Annotated in this window: 14 protein-coding genes; 2 read left to right on the forward strand and 12 right to left on the reverse strand. The window is 60.6% G+C overall.

Annotated features, from left to right (window positions below; genetic code table 11):
* Position 1 precedes the first annotated feature (1 nt).
* The 7 genes from E4656_RS17710 to E4656_RS17740 form a co-directional block, all read right to left on the reverse strand.
* Positions 2-1,150: an iron-containing alcohol dehydrogenase gene (locus E4656_RS17710; protein WP_135484652.1), complete on the reverse strand. Its 1,149-nt coding sequence runs from the start codon at positions 1,148-1,150 to the stop codon at positions 2-4.
* Entirely contained in the window at positions 1,147-2,535 is a 1,389-nt protein-coding gene (locus E4656_RS17715) for an aldehyde dehydrogenase family protein (RefSeq protein ID WP_135484653.1), read from the reverse strand. Before E4656_RS17715 ends, E4656_RS17710 begins: the two co-directional genes overlap by 4 nt.
* A gap of 128 nt (positions 2,536-2,663) precedes the next feature.
* On the reverse strand, positions 2,664-4,031 hold the full coding sequence (locus tag E4656_RS17720) for a glutamine synthetase family protein (protein WP_135484654.1): 1,368 nt from the start codon (positions 4,029-4,031) through the stop codon (positions 2,664-2,666).
* A 198-nt stretch (positions 4,032-4,229) separates the two neighbouring features.
* Complete coding sequence (locus tag E4656_RS17725) at positions 4,230-5,276, reverse strand: TRAP transporter substrate-binding protein (protein WP_135484655.1); 1,047 nt, start codon at positions 5,274-5,276, stop codon at positions 4,230-4,232.
* A 51-nt stretch (positions 5,277-5,327) separates the two neighbouring features.
* A complete protein-coding gene (locus E4656_RS17730) occupies positions 5,328-6,656 on the reverse strand; it encodes a TRAP transporter large permease (RefSeq protein WP_135484656.1) in 1,329 nt (442 codons plus the stop codon).
* A complete protein-coding gene (locus E4656_RS17735; RefSeq protein WP_135484657.1) occupies positions 6,656-7,162 on the reverse strand; it encodes a TRAP transporter small permease subunit in 507 nt (168 codons plus the stop codon). Before E4656_RS17735 ends, E4656_RS17730 begins: the two co-directional genes overlap by 1 nt.
* Positions 7,147-7,938: an N-formylglutamate amidohydrolase gene (locus E4656_RS17740; RefSeq protein WP_205849264.1), complete on the reverse strand. Its 792-nt coding sequence runs from the start codon at positions 7,936-7,938 to the stop codon at positions 7,147-7,149. The genes E4656_RS17735 and E4656_RS17740 overlap by 16 nt, the downstream gene beginning before the upstream one ends.
* Positions 7,939-8,153: 215 nt before the next feature.
* Between E4656_RS17740 and E4656_RS17745 the strand changes: the two genes are divergently transcribed.
* Complete coding sequence (locus E4656_RS17745) at positions 8,154-9,029, forward strand: MurR/RpiR family transcriptional regulator (protein ID WP_135484659.1); 876 nt, start codon at positions 8,154-8,156, stop codon at positions 9,027-9,029.
* Here the strand turns inward: E4656_RS17745 and E4656_RS17750 are convergent.
* Together E4656_RS17750 and E4656_RS17755 are read right to left on the reverse strand one after the other, a co-directional pair.
* On the reverse strand, positions 9,010-10,179 hold the full coding sequence (locus E4656_RS17750) for a methyltransferase (protein ID WP_135484660.1): 1,170 nt from the start codon (positions 10,177-10,179) through the stop codon (positions 9,010-9,012). The genes E4656_RS17745 and E4656_RS17750 overlap by 20 nt on opposite strands.
* A gap of 96 nt (positions 10,180-10,275) precedes the next feature.
* The gene (locus tag E4656_RS17755) at positions 10,276-10,812 is read right to left on the reverse strand and encodes a GNAT family N-acetyltransferase (protein ID WP_135484661.1); all 537 of its coding nucleotides are present in this window, start codon (positions 10,810-10,812) and stop codon (positions 10,276-10,278) included.
* A gap of 135 nt (positions 10,813-10,947) precedes the next feature.
* On the opposite strand from E4656_RS17755, the gene E4656_RS17760 reads away from it, so the two are divergent.
* Positions 10,948-11,802 carry a hypothetical protein gene (locus E4656_RS17760; protein ID WP_167856122.1) on the forward strand — a complete coding sequence of 285 codons (855 nt, stop codon included), beginning with the start codon at positions 10,948-10,950 and terminating at the stop codon, positions 11,800-11,802.
* A gap of 96 nt (positions 11,803-11,898) precedes the next feature.
* On the opposite strand, the gene E4656_RS17765 is transcribed toward E4656_RS17760, so the two are convergent.
* The 3 genes from E4656_RS17765 to E4656_RS17775 form a co-directional block, all read right to left on the reverse strand.
* Entirely contained in the window at positions 11,899-12,111 is a 213-nt protein-coding gene (locus E4656_RS17765) for a cold-shock protein (protein ID WP_135484663.1), read from the reverse strand.
* A gap of 399 nt (positions 12,112-12,510) precedes the next feature.
* Entirely contained in the window at positions 12,511-13,212 is a 702-nt protein-coding gene (locus E4656_RS17770; protein WP_135484664.1) for a TSCPD domain-containing protein, read from the reverse strand.
* Between the two features lie 13 nt (positions 13,213-13,225).
* Positions 13,226-15,370, reverse strand: a complete 2,145-nt coding sequence (locus E4656_RS17775) for an adenosylcobalamin-dependent ribonucleoside-diphosphate reductase (RefSeq protein WP_135484665.1) — start codon at positions 15,368-15,370, stop codon at positions 13,226-13,228.
* Positions 15,371-15,532: the final 162 nt, after the last annotated feature.

Below are 15,532 nucleotides of genomic sequence, written 5' to 3' on the forward strand. Positions count from 1 at the left end.
GTTACAGGCAGGCCTCGAACAGGGCGCGCGTGTTCTCGCGATTCATCGCCACCGGGTTGCCGCCACAGGAGGGGTCCTCCAGTGCCATGCCGGTCAGCTCATCCAGTCGGCTGGCCTCGACGCCCAGTTCGGACAGGGAGCGGGGGATGCCCAGCTCGGCGCGCAGGGCCAGAATTCTGGCCTTGAAGCCGTCGAACCCGCCCTCTATCCCCAGATAGGCAGCAGCGCGCTCGATTTTTTCTTCAATGGCCGTTCGGTTGAAATCCAGCACCATGGGCATGACGGTGGCATTGGTGGTGCCGTGGTGCGCATTGTAGACCGCTCCGACCGGATGACTGAGCGCATGCATGGCACCGAGGCCCTTCTGAAAGGCGACCGCCCCCATGGCTGCCGCACTCATCATGTGCGCCCGCGCTTCCAGGTCGTTCGGGGTGTGGTAGGCGCGCGGCAGGTTTTCGAACACCAGGCGCATGCCCTCCAGCGCAATACCCTGACTCATCGGATGGTAGTGCGGCGAGCAATACGCCTCCAGACAATGCGCCAGCGCATCCATGCCGGTACCGGCGGTAATGGCCGGCGGCATGCCGACGGTCAGCTCCGGGTCGCACAGGGTAATGGCGGGCAGAAGTTTGGGGTGAAAGATGATTTTCTTGCGGTGCGTGACCGAGTTGGTCAGTACACCGGCGCGGCCGACTTCGGAGCCGGTGCCGGCGGTCGTGGGCACGGCCACTATGGGGGCAATGGTGTCCGGGTTGGCGCGCGTCCACCAGTCGCCCACATCTTCCAGCTCCCATACGGATACCGGCTGGTCCACCATCAGCGCCACCAGCTTGCTCAGATCCTGTGCCGAACCGCCGCCAAAGGCGACCACGCCGTCGTGATCACCGGCGCGGTAAACCTGCAGCCCCGCTTCCAGATTGTGTTCGGTGGGGTTGGGGTCGACTTCACCAAAAAGCGCGCGCCCCATGCCGGCTTTTTCCAACACATCCAGGGCGGTCTGCGTGACTGGCAGTCTGGCCAGCGCCTTGTCGGTCAGCAGCAGGGGCCGCGTCATGCCGGCTGCCTTGCAGTGGTCGGCCAGCTCTTGAATGCGGCCACAGCCGAACTTGATGTTGGTCGGGTAGGACCAGTTGGTGTTGGGCACGCTCATGCGCTGACCTCCTTCAGGTGATAGGATTTGGGACGGGTCACTGCCATGTAGCCGAGTGGTGACAGGGCCGCACCGCGGCCGGTGTCCTTGCAGCCGGTCCAGCACAGGGCCGGGTCCAGATAGTCGCAGCGGTTCATGAACACGGTGCCGGTTTGCAGTTGAGCGCCGATGGCTGCGGCCGTTGATGAGTCCGCCGTCCAGATGGAGGCGGTCAGGCCATAGGGCGAGTCATTCATCAGCTCGATGGCTTCTGCATCCGACTGCACCGGCATGATGCCGACCACCGGACCAAAGCTTTCCTCGCGCATGACCCGCATGCTGTGATCCACCTGCACCAGAATCTGTGGTGCCAGATAGGCCCCGCCATCGTCCGCCGGGAACAGCTCCGGGTCGATCAGCGCCCGGGCGCCGCTGCTGACTGCCTCTGCAACCTGCTCGCGTACGGTGGCGGCAAAACGCTTGTGCGCCATGGGGCCGAGGGTGGTGTCCGCCGCAAAGGGATTGCCCAGGGTCAGCTCCCTGGTCCAGGCCACGGCTTTCTCGACAAAGGCATCGTAAAGGCTGGCATGAACGTAGATGCGTTCGATACCGCAGCAGCACTGGCCGGCATTGAACAGGGCACCGTCCATCAGGCCGGGAACGGCCGCTTCGATATCGGCATCGGACCTGACATAGGCCGGGTCCTTGCCGCCGAGTTCCAGCCCGGTGGCGGTAAAGGTGCCCGCCGCCGCCTGCTCGATGGCGGCTCCGCCGTTCACCGAACCGGTGAAATTGACGAAGCCGAAATGGCGGGCCCTGATCAGCGCTTCGGTAGCTGCATGATCCAGAAAGACATTCTGGAACACGGCTTCGGGCACGCCGCCGGCATGAAACGCCTCGGCCAGTCGCTCACCGACCAGCAGGGTCTGACTGGCATGCTTCAGCAGCACCGAATTGCCCGCAATCAGCGCGGGCACCAGCGTATTGATGGCGGTCATGAAGGGGTAGTTCCAGGGCGCAATGATAAACACCACGCCGACCGGTTCGCGTGCAATATGGCGCTTGAACTGCGGGCTCTGCTCGACAATGGTGGGCGCCAGGGCCTGCTCCGCGATCCCGGCCATATACTCGGCCCGCTCGATCACGCCGCCCATCTCACCGCCATAGCGGGTCGGGCGGCCCATCTGCCAGGCCAGCTCTTCCACCAGCGTCGGGTTCATGGCCTGGAGTTTTTCCACTCCGGCCAGCACTGTCGCGATGCGCTCCTGCAGGGGCAGGGCAGCCCAGTCTTTCTGCGCAGCTCTGGCATCCAGCGCGGCCTGATTGGCGGCCTCGAAAGACAGGGCCGGCCGTTCCGCATAGACGCGGCCATCAACCGGCGAAATGCATTGAATCATCTTGGTCATAAAATCTGTGTCTCCTTAATTCGGTAACCCAGGCGGGTACCCGAATGGTTGTTTTCAAATTATTCGCCTGAATACGCAAAAGTTGGCGCAGGGTGCCGGGTGGGTTGAGGCTGTACCATGTGCCGGTTTTAAGCACGCTCCAGCCCGCGATTCAGTTCGTAGTCGGTAACCACGCGGTCCGATTCTTCAATCTCCCAGCGCGCCGCCCGCACATAGTGGTCGATGACATCAGCGCCCAGTGCCGCCCGCATGGCTTCCGAGGCTGCAGTCAGAGCGGCCGCTTCGCGCAGGTTTTTGGGAATCTCCCGAATGCCCTCAAGCTGGTACATGTCACCGGTCATCTCCGGCTCCAGCGGCAGCTTGTTTTCGATACCCTCCAGACCGGCCGCCAGCAAGGCTGCCATGGCCAGATAGGGGTTGAGGTCGGCGCCGCCGATACGGCATTCGATGCGCACGGCCCCGGTGTTCTCACCGCAAATCCGGTAGCCGGCGGTGCGATTGTCACAGGACCACACGGCCTTGGTCGGTGCGAACAGGCCGACGCAGAACCGCTTGTAGCTGTTCACATAGGGGGCCAGGAACAGCGTGGTGTCGCGCGCGTACGCGAGCTGGCCAGCCAGATAATGCTTCATCAGCGCCGACATGCCGCGCGGGTCCTTGTCGTCTCTGAAGGCGGGCTTGCCATCCAGCGTCCACAGGGACTGGTGCACGTGTGAGGAGGAACCGCCCTTGGCGGTATCGTACTTGGCCATGAAGGTAACGGATTTGCCCAGCGCATGGGCGATCTCCTTGGTGGCTGTCTTGACGATGACGTGATTGTCGGCAGTGCTCATGGCGTCCAGGTAGCGCACATTGATTTCCGCCTGGCCTGCGTCGGCTTCGCCCTTGGTATTCTCCACCGGAATGCCGGCACCATAAAGCCCGTTGCGCAGGGCCCGCATCAGGGGTTCTTCCTTGGTGGTCTGGAAGATGTGGTAGTCTTCGTTGTAGGCCGATATCGGCGCCAGGTTGGTTGTACCCTGGTCGCGCAGGGTCTCGTAGCTGTTCTCGAACACGTAGAATTCGAGCTCGGTCGCCATCATGGGCTCAAAGCCCATGGCGCGGGCGCGGGCCACCTGCTTTTTGAGTATGGCACGCGGTGATTCGGGCACCTCTTCATGGCTGTGGTGGTCCAGCAAATCACACAGCACCAGAGCCGTGCCCTCCAGCCAGGGCAGGCGCCGCATGGTGTCGAGATCCGGCTTCATGATGTAGTCACCATAGCCCTTCTCCCAGCTGGCTGTCTTGTAGCCGGGCACGGTGAACATTTCCATATCCACCGTCAGCAGGTAGTTGCAGCAATGGGTTTCATGCCAGCCTTCACTGATGAAATGCGCGGCATGGAAGCGCTTGCCGACCAGTCGTCCCTGCATGTCAACGGCAGCCACAATGACCGTATCGATGTCGCCTGTTTCGACGGCTTTTGACAAGGTGTCCAGGGTCAGGTTTCCAGCCATTTCAAAACCTCCAGTTTGCTTGTTTGTTGGTCTTGTCGGGAGCGTACAGAGGGGTGCCGGCTACCACGGGTGCCTCTGGCTGGCGGGCGCTTGTGCTGCGCCTGCCCATCAAAGACACCTGCGGTAGTCGACACTGGCCGTGGCCCGTAACCACCCAACCTGATGCTCGACTTCATACTACCGAGTTGGATTGCATGGCTAGCTGTAACGGTATGGACGGCCCGCCCTGTCCATGGATGCATTGTAGTCCTTGAATATCTGCACCACTCTGCCGGCGGTGTCGGATTCTTCCGCGATGTCGTCCCAGAACTCGCGCGCCGCGCCTTCTACCTGAGCCCACTCTGCATCCGGTATGGAGGTCAGTTCGAGCTTGGTGCCTTCGGTACGCAATCTTGCTTCACCCGCCCAGTACCAGTGTTGACGGTAGTAGTGGGATTGTTCGAAGCAGGCTGCCATCAGGACTTGCAGATGCTCGGGCAGTTCATTCCAGCGGTCCATGTTGGCAAAGAAGTGACCGATCCAGGCACCGGAGATGTTGTTGGTCAGGAAATGCGAGCAGATGTCCGCCCAGCCGACTTCGTACGCCTCGGTAATGCCGCACCAGGCTACGCCGTCGATCTCGCGGGTCTGCAGGGCAATTTCCACGTCTTCCCAGGGCACCGTCACCGGTACCACCCCGAACTGGCTCAGGAAGCGGCCGGCGGTAGGAAAGGTGAATACCCGCTTGCCGCGCAGGTCTTCCATGCTGTTGATGGGTGAGGTGGTGATGAAATGGCAGGGGTCCCAGGCGCCGGCGGAGATGTGTTTTACCCCGACATTCGCGTACTGGTCGGCCCAGATTTCATTCAGCCCCCAATCGTTGAACAGGGCCGGCACATCGAGTGAATAGCGGCTGGCGAAGGGGAAATAGCCACCGAACACCGTCACATCGGTGGGCGACATCATGGAGTCGTCGTCCGACTGTACCGCATCGATGGTGCCGCGTTGCATGGCCTGGAACAGCTCTTCCGTGGGGACCAGTTGATCCGCGTAGTAGAGATCGATCTGCATCTCGTCTCCGGCGATGGCATTGAACATGTCCACCGCCGGCTTGACCACCTGCGCGCCGAGTGCCGAGCCGGCGTAGGTTTGCAGTCGCCAGCGAATGGTGGACTGGGCCAGGACCTTGGTTGAGGCTGCCGAAGCCGTTATGGCGGCTACGCCTGCCAGCGCACTGCCCGTTAGAAACTTGCGTCGTGATGTCATGGTATTTCCCTCTTTCCGGTCAATGTAGGGTCTGCAGCGGTGCAGCCCTGGTTAGGGGTTGTAAAGAAGCTCGGGCAGCCAGAGCGCAATCTGCGGAAATGCCATCACGATGGCGAGCCCGAGGATCATTACACCCACAAAAGGGATGATGGAGCGGTAGATGTCGTTCAACGTGACGTCGTTTGGGGCCATGGCACGCATCAGGAACAGGTTGTAGCCAAATGGCGGTGTCATGTAGGCAATCTGACAGGTGATGGTGTACAGAACGCCGTACCAGATCAGGTCGAACTCCAGCATACGCACAATGGGTACATAGAGTGGGGCGACGATGACCAGCATGGCGGTATCGTCGAGAAAGGTGCCCATCAGGATAAAACTCAGCTGCATCAGGATGAGTATTTCCCAGCGCCCGAGACCGAGGTTGTCCATGAACAGGTCGCGGACAAAATCCACCGCGCGCAGTCCGTCAAAGACGGCACCAAAGGCCAGGGCGGCGAGAATGATCCACAGGAACATGCAGCTGATGGCCAGGGTTTTGCGCGTGCAGATATCGAGAATCTTCCAGGTCATGCGGCCCTTGAACAGGGCCACTGACGTGGCCGCCAGGGCCCCGATCACGGAGCTCTCGACCAGACGCGTGTAGCCGGCCACAAAGGGCACCATCATCACCAGGAAAATGCCTACCGGCATCAGCCCGGCCAGCAACAGACGGTACTTTTCCGCCCTGGTGATTTTCTCCCGCTCCGCTTCCGCAATGGGCGGGCCGAGAGAGGGGTTGAACTTGCAGCGCAGCCAGATGTAGAGGATGAACAGCGCTGCCAGCAACAGGCCGGGCATGACGCCGGCCAGCCAGAGTTTGCCCACCGGCTGGCGCGCGATCATGGCGTAGAGCACCATGACCACGGAGGGCGGCACCAGTATGCCCAGGCTGGCACCGGCCTGTATGACACCGGTGACCATGCGCTTGTCGTAGGAGCGGCGCAGCAGCTCCGGCAGCGCAATGGTGGCACCAATGGCCATGCCGGCAACGGAGAGACCGTTCATGGCCGAGATCAGGACCATCAGCAGGATGGTCCCGATGGCGAGCCCGCCCGGCACGGGCCCGAACCAGACATGGAACATGCGGTAGAGGTCGTCCGCCAGGTGCGACTCGGACATGACATAGCCCATGAAAATGAACATGGGCAGGGTCAGCAGCGGGTACCAGTTCATCAGCTTGATGGTCTGCGCAAAGGCCAGGTCGTAGCCGCCCCGATCCCCCCAGAGGAAGATAGCCGCTACAACGGCGACAAAGCCGATGACCCCGAACATGCGCTGACCGGTCAGCATCATCAGCAGCATGGAGCCGAACATCAGGGCGGCGATCAGTTCATAGGACATCAGATCTCCACCTTTCTCAGTTTGGCTACATCGCGAATCAGGAAAGCAGTGCACTGCAGAATCATCAGGCTGATGCCAATGCACATGATGATCTTGATCGGCGCCATATAGGGTCGCCAGAGGCCACGCCGACGCTCGCCGTACTCCAGCGCGTACTGGGTGCTTTCGATGCCGCCCCAAAGCAGCACACCGAGATAGATCAACAGCATCAGAATGGTGACCGCGTCGACGGCCGCCTTGGTGCGATCGGACCAGCGGCTGTAGAGCAGATCCATACGCACGGCCGATCCCAGTTGCAGCGCATAGGCGCCGCCCAGCATGAAGTAGCCGAGCAACATGAACTGAGCCACTTCATCGGTCCAGATCTGGGGCTGCCAGCCGGCGCGGGCAATAGCACCCCAGAGCAGCACACCCATCAGCGCGAACAGGGAAAACATGGCCAGGCGGCCGATGCCGTAGTTCAGGCGTTCCACCCAGCGCACATACAGAATCAGGAATCGAGGCATGGCGTGTCTCCCAGCGACTGAAAGGCGGCAGTCAGAATTTCAGTCAGGTGTGCGGTCAGATCAGCCTCTGTTCCCGAATCGGCCAGCAGGTCGTTGCGAACCTCCAGCATGGCGTGTGCCAAGTCGTAGGGTGTGGCATGAAGTTTCAACGTATGGGTAACATGATCACGGGCGGAGTAGGGCTCATTCAGCCGCACATCCAGATGAGAGGTTCTGGCGGCAGCAACGATGGCCCGGGCCAGGGTATCGTCGGTATCATGGATCACACCCAGTTCGACCTGGCGTGCCTGGCCGCGATAAACGGGCGTGAAGGAGTGAATGGTCAGCAGCAGCGGGCGCTTGCCCTGAGCCAGGATGCCGGCAATTTCTGCGTGTACACTGGCATGAAAGGGCAGGTACAGGGCGCGGATACGCTGCCGGCGCTGTTCGGGACTGAGTGACTGATTGCCCGGAATAACGTAGTTTTCCGACTGTGCCGGCATGGCATCCAACTGGTCGGGCGAGCGATTGAGGTCGTAAATCAGCCGGGACAGGGGCGCATGCACCAGCACCGTGCCCCCGGTCACGGGTGCCAGTGCTGCCGCCAGGCGTCTGGCCAGTGGCAGGGCGCCAGGGTCCCAGGCGATGTGGCTGGAGGCCAGGTCAGCCTCCAGCCCGAGGTCGTCCCAGGGCGCATCAAACCGATTGGAGGCGTGCTCACAGATCAGCACCAGACCGCTGGCTTGAAATTCGGCGTGGGCTTCGACCTGGCTGCCGTCCTGATTCCAGTAGCTCACGACGCCCTGCCACGGCTCTTCGGCGGGCCTGTCAGAGTTGTTGCTGGGCTCTTGGTGATCCGCTGCTTGCATTGGGAAAGCCTTCCCTGCTTTTCAGGTCGTATTCAGTCTCTGACGCTCCTGATGAAATGTCAATATTGTTTCAAAAATAACATGTCTGTTACAAAAAGAACAAAATGACTAAACTGTGATCAGCCAACAATGTCAGAGGACACATGAACCAAAAACAGCACACCATCGAAACCCAGTTGCGCGATGCGCTGCCCGAGCTGACACGAGCGGAGCGTCAACTGTCGGCGCACATGCTCAGCAACTTTCCGGCCACTGCTCTGGGCACGGTTGCTTCCATTGCCCGCGCCGCCGGCGTCTCCAATCCCACCGTGGTGCGCCTGGTACAGAAGCTCGGCTATACAGGCTATCCGGACTTCCAGAGCTGCCTGCATGACGAACTGAGCGAGAAGCTGGCGTCGCCGATCGCCAAGCACGACAAATGGGCGGACTCCTTTCCCGGCGAGCACATCCTGCACAGCTTTGCCAACAAGCTGATAGAGAATCTGAATGCCACCCTGGGCCAGGTTGACCAGGCGAGCTTCTATGAGATGACGCAGTTGCTGTCGGACTCGGAACGCCGCATCTACACTCTCGGTGGGCGCCTGACGCACTCGGTGGCGGACTATTTTGCGACCGTGCTGAAAGTCATGCGGGGCGAGGTGGTGGTGCTGACGTCCATGCCCAATACCTGGCCGCCGACATTGCTCGACATGCGAGAAGGAGACGTGCTGGTGGCTTTTGATGTGCGTCGTTACGAGCCTTCAGTGGTACAGATGGTGGAGCTGGCGAGCGAGCAGGGGGTGGATGTCATGCTGATTACCGACCGCTGGGTTTCTCCGGCCGCAGCGCATGCCCGTTTTACGCTGCCCTGTTATATCGAGGCACCGTCAGCCTGGGATTCAATCACACCCCTGATGGCGCTGATAGAGGCCTTGCTGGCGGGCGTGCAGGAACGGCGCTGGGATGAAACGCGCGAGCGCCTGCGGCGCATGGAAGCCCTCTATGAACGCACGCGGCTGTTCAAGCGACCACGGTTTTAGGTGGTCGCGGGGCGGTTGCCAGCAGCACCACAAAGCGCTTGTCGCTGCTCAGCGTGGTGACTGAGCGAAAGTAGGATTTCATCATCTGGTGGTAGCCCAGGTGCCTGTTGGCCACCACCACCATGTGGCCGCCGGCGGTCAGTACTCCACGCGCCTGATGAAACAACGCCTGCGCCACGTCCGTGGTGACGGTATCCGACTGATGAAACGGCGGGTTGCACAGGATGACGTCAGCACTCTGTGGGGCGGCATCCTGCAAACCATCGCGCAGCACGACTGACCACTGCTGGTCGGCACCGAGGTTGCGCTGTGCGGACGCCTGTACACTGCTGATCGCGGCGGCCGAGGCATCACAGAAGGTCATTCGTGCGTTGGGGTGCAGCCGCAACCAGGCCAGTCCGAGGACTCCGTTGCCGCAGCACAGATCAATGGCGTGATGTGGGTCCGGCAGACCGCTGGTGTCGAGCAGGGTCAGATGTTGCAGCAGGCAGGCCGCGCCCGGGTCGAGACGGCGCTGCGAAAACACGCCCGGATGATTGAGCAAGGTCAGCTGAAAGTCTGCCACTGCGACCGATTGTGTGGCGGGCGGTTCTGCGGCGGCGGTGGTGACCGCCTGCCAGTAGCGGGCCTTGCGCACAATGCGTGAAGCTTCCACATTACCCAGCCGCGCCTGCATGACTTTCTGGTCGGACGGCTTGACGTGTTTCAGCATGCCGCCCAGCAGGATGGGGGTGCCGACCGGCAGGTGCTGGTTCAGCTGCGCGAGCTGCCAGTCCAGCAGAGCACTGCTGCGCGGCAATTTCAGCACAACCTGAGTGACCGCTGCCGGTGGCGCCTCGGTTTGCGGGATCAGGGGCAGACCGGACAGACCATTGCGGCGCAGATTGAGCGCCAGCGCCTCTGCTTCCACTGCGCTGTCGTACCACAGTGTCGGTTCATGGGCGTGCAAGGCACAGCCGAGGGCACCGAAGGCATCATTCACCAGCAGCAAGGGGGTTTCGGGTGGAGCGCTGTGCAGTGTCCGAATCAGGTAGTCGTCGGCAGCATCCCAGGCGCGCAACGCTGGGTGATGGCGTTCCGGCAGGCGGTGCAGCGTGACGGTGCCGGTTGCGCTGTGAAACTCGGTATCAAGTGCGGGGGTGTCGGACATGGTATAGGAGTCGGCTGGTTCAAGAGCGGGCAGTGTACGTTGTTTTGGCGCCAAGGTAGCACAAAAACGCACCCTGCAAGCCGCTTCAGGTTTCGATCACCCCGTTTTTTCTGCGCCGGCCTCGGGGGGTGTTGCGGTCAGCGTGCGCCCCAGTATGGTCAGGCTGATGGGCTGCCCGTGCATGCGGGCCACGCCAGGGCACTGCCCCCAGGTCTCGAAGCCGAATTGTTCGAACAGGTGCAGGCTGGCCCGGTTGTGGCTGAAGATATAGGCCAGCACGGAATGCAGTTGCAGAGCCGGTGTCCTGTCCAGCAGTGCCGCCAGCAGCGTGCGGCCGACGCCCTGACGATGCGCTTCCGGCGCCACATAGACTGCCACTTCCCGGGTTCCGTCATAGGCCGGGCGCCCGTAGAATGAGCTCAGGGTGGCCCAGCCCAGTATCGTATGCGGCTCGTCGTCCGGGCAGGCAACCAGCAGGGGATAACCCGGTTTCTGGTGCGCCTTGAACCAGTCCAGACGTTCGGTTTCGGTCACCGGCTCCAGGTCGGCCGTCGCCAGCCCGTCCGGTATCGATGCGTTGTAAATACGCACAATGGCTTTGAGGTCGCGCCGACGCGCGGGTCGAATCTGCATGGATGGGTCTCGGACGCTGTTGATGGTCAAGGTTGGCTTTGGGTGGACTTTCCGCAAGGCCTTGGCACAATACGGCCATCTTATTTAAACTGCCGGGCTGTCCGGCGTCGTCAGGAGAGAATGATGCAGTTGCCGGTGAAACTCAAGTTACCCATTCTGGAAGTGGTCGTGGCCGCCTTCAGGCTGCCGGTGCAGATGCGCGAAAGTCTGCTGCCAGCCATTCAGTGGCCGCTGATCCTGCTGGTGGGACTGCAGGTCGCCGGTACCTTTTGGGGCGGGCCGGAAGCCGGCGAGGGCGCGATACTGATGATCGTGCTGTTTGGTATCACCGGTCTGGTGGTGACTGCCATGGTGGCTGTACCGGCCCATCAGATCTTTATCCGGGGCGCGCTGAATGAAGCCAGTGGTGGCCTGCGCTGGACCAGCCGTGAAACCTGGTATTTCCTGTGGAGCATCGGTTTGCCGCTGATCGTGCTGGTGCTGGCCAGCCTGATCAGCATGCCGCTGGTCGTCATTGCCAACATGACCGGGGTGCCGGTGTTTGCCAGCTTGGCCGTGCTGATTGGCCTGATCGCAGGTATTGCGGTCTATGGGCGCTTTTCCATGGTATTGCCGCGTATTGCTCTGGGTCAGGCCGGCGGGCTGCGCGCGGCCGGTCAGATGGCTGGCGAGCATTACTGGCGGGTTGGACTGATCAGTGTCCTGTTTCCGCTGATTATCAACCTGGTACCCATGTTTTTGCAGGGGGCTCTGGGCCCGATAGGGGTGCCGCTGGCGGTGCTGGTGGGGGTTTATTTCGTCATTGTGCAGATTGCCGCGCTGGCGCTGGTCTATCGGTGGCTGCAGGAGTTTGCCGAACCGCCGGAAGAGGATCGGGAAGACGAGGGTGGCAACGATGACACCGCCTTTCTGGATGACGAGCAGGCTGATGAGCGCTGGCTGGAAGATGATCAGCGGGGCGACCAGGGCCCGGACGACCGCCGGCACTGATCAGCAGGCATAAAAAAGGCGGTGCTGATGCACCGCCTTTCTATGGACTCTGATCGCAGAGCGAGGAGTCCTGAATCCGATTACCGAAACACTGACTTACAGCGGTGTAACGTTATCGGCCTGAGGGCCTTTCTGACCCTGAGTTACTTCAAAAGTAACCTGCTGGCCTTCGAGAAGGGTACGACGACCAGTGCCATTAATAGCACGGAAATGAACAAAGACATCGGTACCGCCTTCACGTTCGATAAAGCCGAAGCCTTTCTCGTCGTTGAACCACTTTACTGTGCCGGTAATAGTTTGACCTGACATGTTTTCCTCTTTTCTCACTTATACCCCAATTACGGGGTGTATATATGCCGACTGCAAAGCAGTGCGGCAGTCTAACGCGGGCAGCAACCACAGGGGTTGCGACCACCATGAATTGGGCCGAAGCCCAGTGCTTTAACGGGTATCTGACTCTGGAAGGACGCGGGTGGAACTTTCGGGGGCTTGCACTCGAGGAGACTTGCCGGAAAGGACTGTCACGGGCGACCTTGTAGGTCGGGTACCTGAGAAAGTAAGACTAGCATACTCCTTTTGCGGCGCATTGATAGCCCCTGATCGTAAAAATTTTGCGGGTCTGCCGGGCCTCGGCAGTGCGCAATACAGGCAATACAGCTTGCGCCGGGTGATCAGAGACCACCCGGCGTGTCTGTTGGCCGGCAAGCCTCAGCCGCATTTGGAGTCGCCGCAGTTGAGGCAGGTCTGGCAGCCGTCCATCATGACCACCGCCTTGGTGTTGCACTTGTTGCACAGGGTGGCGTCCGGCGGGAAGTCGCCAGCATCATCACTGGCCGGTGCGGTGGCCTTGCCGTTCATCTTGTCGTATTCGGCCCGCTTGTCATTGATCAGCTTGAGCTGGTGTTCACTCAGCCCTTCGTCCTGAATCAGGCCGATCATCTTCATGTGTCGCTCGATGGCATCACCGATTTCGGCGACCAGCGAAGGCATGAACTTGCCGCCGGGCTTGAAGTAGCCGCCCTGGGGATCGAACACCGCCTTCAGTTCTTCCACCAGGAAGGTGATGTCACCGCCCTTGCGGAATACGGCCGACATCAGACGCGTCAGCGCCACCACCCACTGGAAATGGTCCATGTTCTTGGAGTTGATAAACACCTCGAACGGCCAGCGCTGCTCGTGCTCGGTGCCTTCGTTCAGCACGATGTCGTTGATGGTCACATAGAGTGCATGCTCCGACATCGGCGTCTTGATCTTGTAGGTGGAGCCCAGCAGAACCTCCGGGCGATCCAGTGCTTCATGTATTTCCTGCAGCTTGGGCTGCGTGGCGGTTTCAGCTTCATTGGCGGCCGGCTGATCCGGGCTGACCACCTGATAACCCACGATGTTTTGCGTAATCTTGTGTGCAGTCATGATGATTATTCCGTCAGAATTTGCCGTAGTAGCCTTCTTTGAGGGCATCGAACAGGTTGGCTGCGGTGTGTTGTTCACCGTCATATTCCACCATTTCGTTGCCCTTCGCGTCGAGGTAGCTGCCGTCTTCCAGTTTGAACCGGTAGGTGGTGTTCTCCAGGTCCTTTTCCTTGACCAGAACGCCCTGGAAGGCTTCCGGGTTGAAGCGGAAAGTCGTGCAGCCTTTCAGACCCTTCTCATAGGCATAGAGATAGATGTCCTTGAAGTCCTCGTAAGCATAATCGGTCGGTACATTGGCGGTCTTGGAAATGGAGGAGTCGATCCATTTCTGCGCGGCCCCCTGGATGTCGACATGCTGCTTGGGTGAGACGTCATCCGCCGTGATGAAGTACTTGGGCAACTGTTTGTCGGCATCTTCGGTGTAGGGCATGGCCTCCGGGTTGATCAACTGCCGGTAAGCCAGCAGTTCGAAGGAGAACACATCCACTTTTTCCTTCGTCTTGCGACCCTCGCGGATCACATTGCGTGAGTAGTGATGCGCAAAGCTGGGCTCGATACCGTTGCTGGCATTGTTGGCCATTGACAGCGAGATGGTGCCGGTGGGGGCAATGGAGCTGTGGTGCGTGAAGCGGGCGCCGGTCTGGGCCAGTTCCTGCACCAGTTCCGGGTCCACCTCAGCCAGTTTCTGCATGTAACGGCTGTATTTGGCATGCAGGATGCGGCCCGGCAGCTTGTCGCCGACCTGATAGCCATCGGCCGCCATTTCCGGCCGCAGGCGCATCATCTCCGGGGTGATCTCGAACTCTTCTTCCATGATGGGCGCCGGGCCCTTTTCCTTCGCCAGCTCCAGGCCGGTATGCCAGCCCGCCAGCGCCATGACCTTGGTGACTTCCTCGGTAAAGGCCACGGATTCATCGTCACCGTACTTCATGCCCAGCATGGTGATGGTGGAGCCCAGACCCAGATAGCCCATGCCATGCCGACGCTTGGTGGTGATTTCGCGACGCTGCTCTTCCAGCGGCAGGCCGTTGATTTCCACGACATTGTCGAGCATGCGGGTGAAGATGCTGACCACCTCGCTGAATTTGTCCCAGTTGAAGCGGGCTTCACCGGTGAAAGGTTTTTCGATAAAGCGGGTCAGGTTCACCGAGCCGAGCAGGCAGCTGCCATAAGGCGGCAGCGGTTGTTCCCCGCAGGGGTTGGTGGCGCGGATGGTTTCGCAGAACCAGTTGTTGTTCATCTCATTGACGCGGTCAATCAGAATGAAGCCGGGCTCGGCATAGTCGTAGGTCGACGACATGATGGCGTTCCACAGATGCCGGGCCTTGAGGGTCTTGTAGATGCGGAAGGCGACCTGATCCTGATCATTGGTGATGTAGGGCGCCTTGACGTGCCAGTCACGCCATACCACCTGGGTCGGGTCGCTCAGATTGATTTCGTCGCGCTCGGCCTCCTTGCGGGACAGCGGGAAGGACAGCTGCCAGTCCGTATCGTCAATAACGGCCTGCATGAATTCGTCGGTGACCAGCAGTGACAGATTGAACTGACGCAGACGGGCATCTTCCCGTTTGGCCCGGATGAACTCCTGCACGTCCGGATGGCCCACATCGAAGGTGGCCATCTGAGCACCCCGGCGGCCACCCGCGGAGGAGACGGTAAAACACATGCGGTCATAGATGTCCATGAAGGACAGCGGGCCGGAGGTGTAGGCACCGGCGCCGCTGACAAAGGCATGACGCGGGCGCAGGGTGGAAAATTCATAGCCGATGCCGCAGCCTGCTTTCAGGGTCAGGCCAGCTTCGTGCACCTTGCCCAGAATGCCGTCCATGGAGTCTTCAATGGTACCGGACACGGTGCAGTTGATGGTTGACGTGGCGGGCTTGTGCTCCAGCGCTCCGGCATTGGACAGGATTCGGCCGGCAGGGATGGCGCCGTTTTCCAGCGCCCAGGTGAATTTGTCCTGCCACTCCTTGCGTTTGGTCTTGTTGCGCTCGACCGAGGCAATGGCCTCGGCAACGCGGCTGTAGGTGCCGTGCATGTCCGCGTCAATCGGCGTACCCCGACCGTCTTTGAGTCGGTACTTCTTGTCCCAGATATCGAGGGAGGCGTCCTGAAAGTCGATGCGGATGGTCTGATCGGCCGGGGTGGTCTGTGTCATGGTCTATCCTGCCATATCAAGTTTGAACAGTGTTAGTCGTGATGTGTCGGCGCGCGGCAGGCCATACAACGCCTGTTTCCATTGCCGGTCGCAAACACTATCTGTAGTGGTAAGAGTGATTCTAAACCACTACCCCTTGTGTCTGGCAAGTACTTTTGCAGC

This window comes from Natronospirillum operosum (assembly GCF_004768465.1).
In the GTDB taxonomy this organism is placed as follows: domain Bacteria; phylum Pseudomonadota; class Gammaproteobacteria; order Pseudomonadales; family Natronospirillaceae; genus Natronospirillum; species Natronospirillum operosum.

Bases quoted from the DNA above. Each gene is read 5' to 3' on its own strand.
- E4656_RS17710 (WP_135484652.1), bottom strand. From the start codon at position 1,150: ATGAGCGTGCCCAACACCAACTGGTCCTACCCGACCAACATCAAGTTC.
- E4656_RS17715 (WP_135484653.1), bottom strand. From the start codon at position 2,535: ATGACCAAGATGATTCAATGCATTTCGCCGGTTGATGGCCGCGTCTAT.
- E4656_RS17720 (WP_135484654.1), bottom strand. From the start codon at position 4,031: ATGGCTGGAAACCTGACCCTGGACACCTTGTCAAAAGCCGTCGAAACA.
- E4656_RS17725 (WP_135484655.1), bottom strand. From the start codon at position 5,276: ATGACATCACGACGCAAGTTTCTAACGGGCAGTGCGCTGGCAGGCGTA.
- E4656_RS17730 (WP_135484656.1), bottom strand. From the start codon at position 6,656: ATGTCCTATGAACTGATCGCCGCCCTGATGTTCGGCTCCATGCTGCTG.
- E4656_RS17735 (WP_135484657.1), bottom strand. From the start codon at position 7,162: ATGCCTCGATTCCTGATTCTGTATGTGCGCTGGGTGGAACGCCTGAAC.
- E4656_RS17745 (WP_135484659.1), top strand. From the start codon at position 8,154: ATGAACCAAAAACAGCACACCATCGAAACCCAGTTGCGCGATGCGCTG.
- E4656_RS17750 (WP_135484660.1), bottom strand. From the start codon at position 10,179: ATGTCCGACACCCCCGCACTTGATACCGAGTTTCACAGCGCAACCGGC.
- E4656_RS17755 (WP_135484661.1), bottom strand. From the start codon at position 10,812: ATGCAGATTCGACCCGCGCGTCGGCGCGACCTCAAAGCCATTGTGCGT.
- E4656_RS17765 (WP_135484663.1), bottom strand. From the start codon at position 12,111: ATGTCAGGTCAAACTATTACCGGCACAGTAAAGTGGTTCAACGACGAG.
- E4656_RS17770 (WP_135484664.1), bottom strand. From the start codon at position 13,212: ATGACTGCACACAAGATTACGCAAAACATCGTGGGTTATCAGGTGGTC.
- E4656_RS17775 (WP_135484665.1), bottom strand. From the start codon at position 15,370: ATGACACAGACCACCCCGGCCGATCAGACCATCCGCATCGACTTTCAG.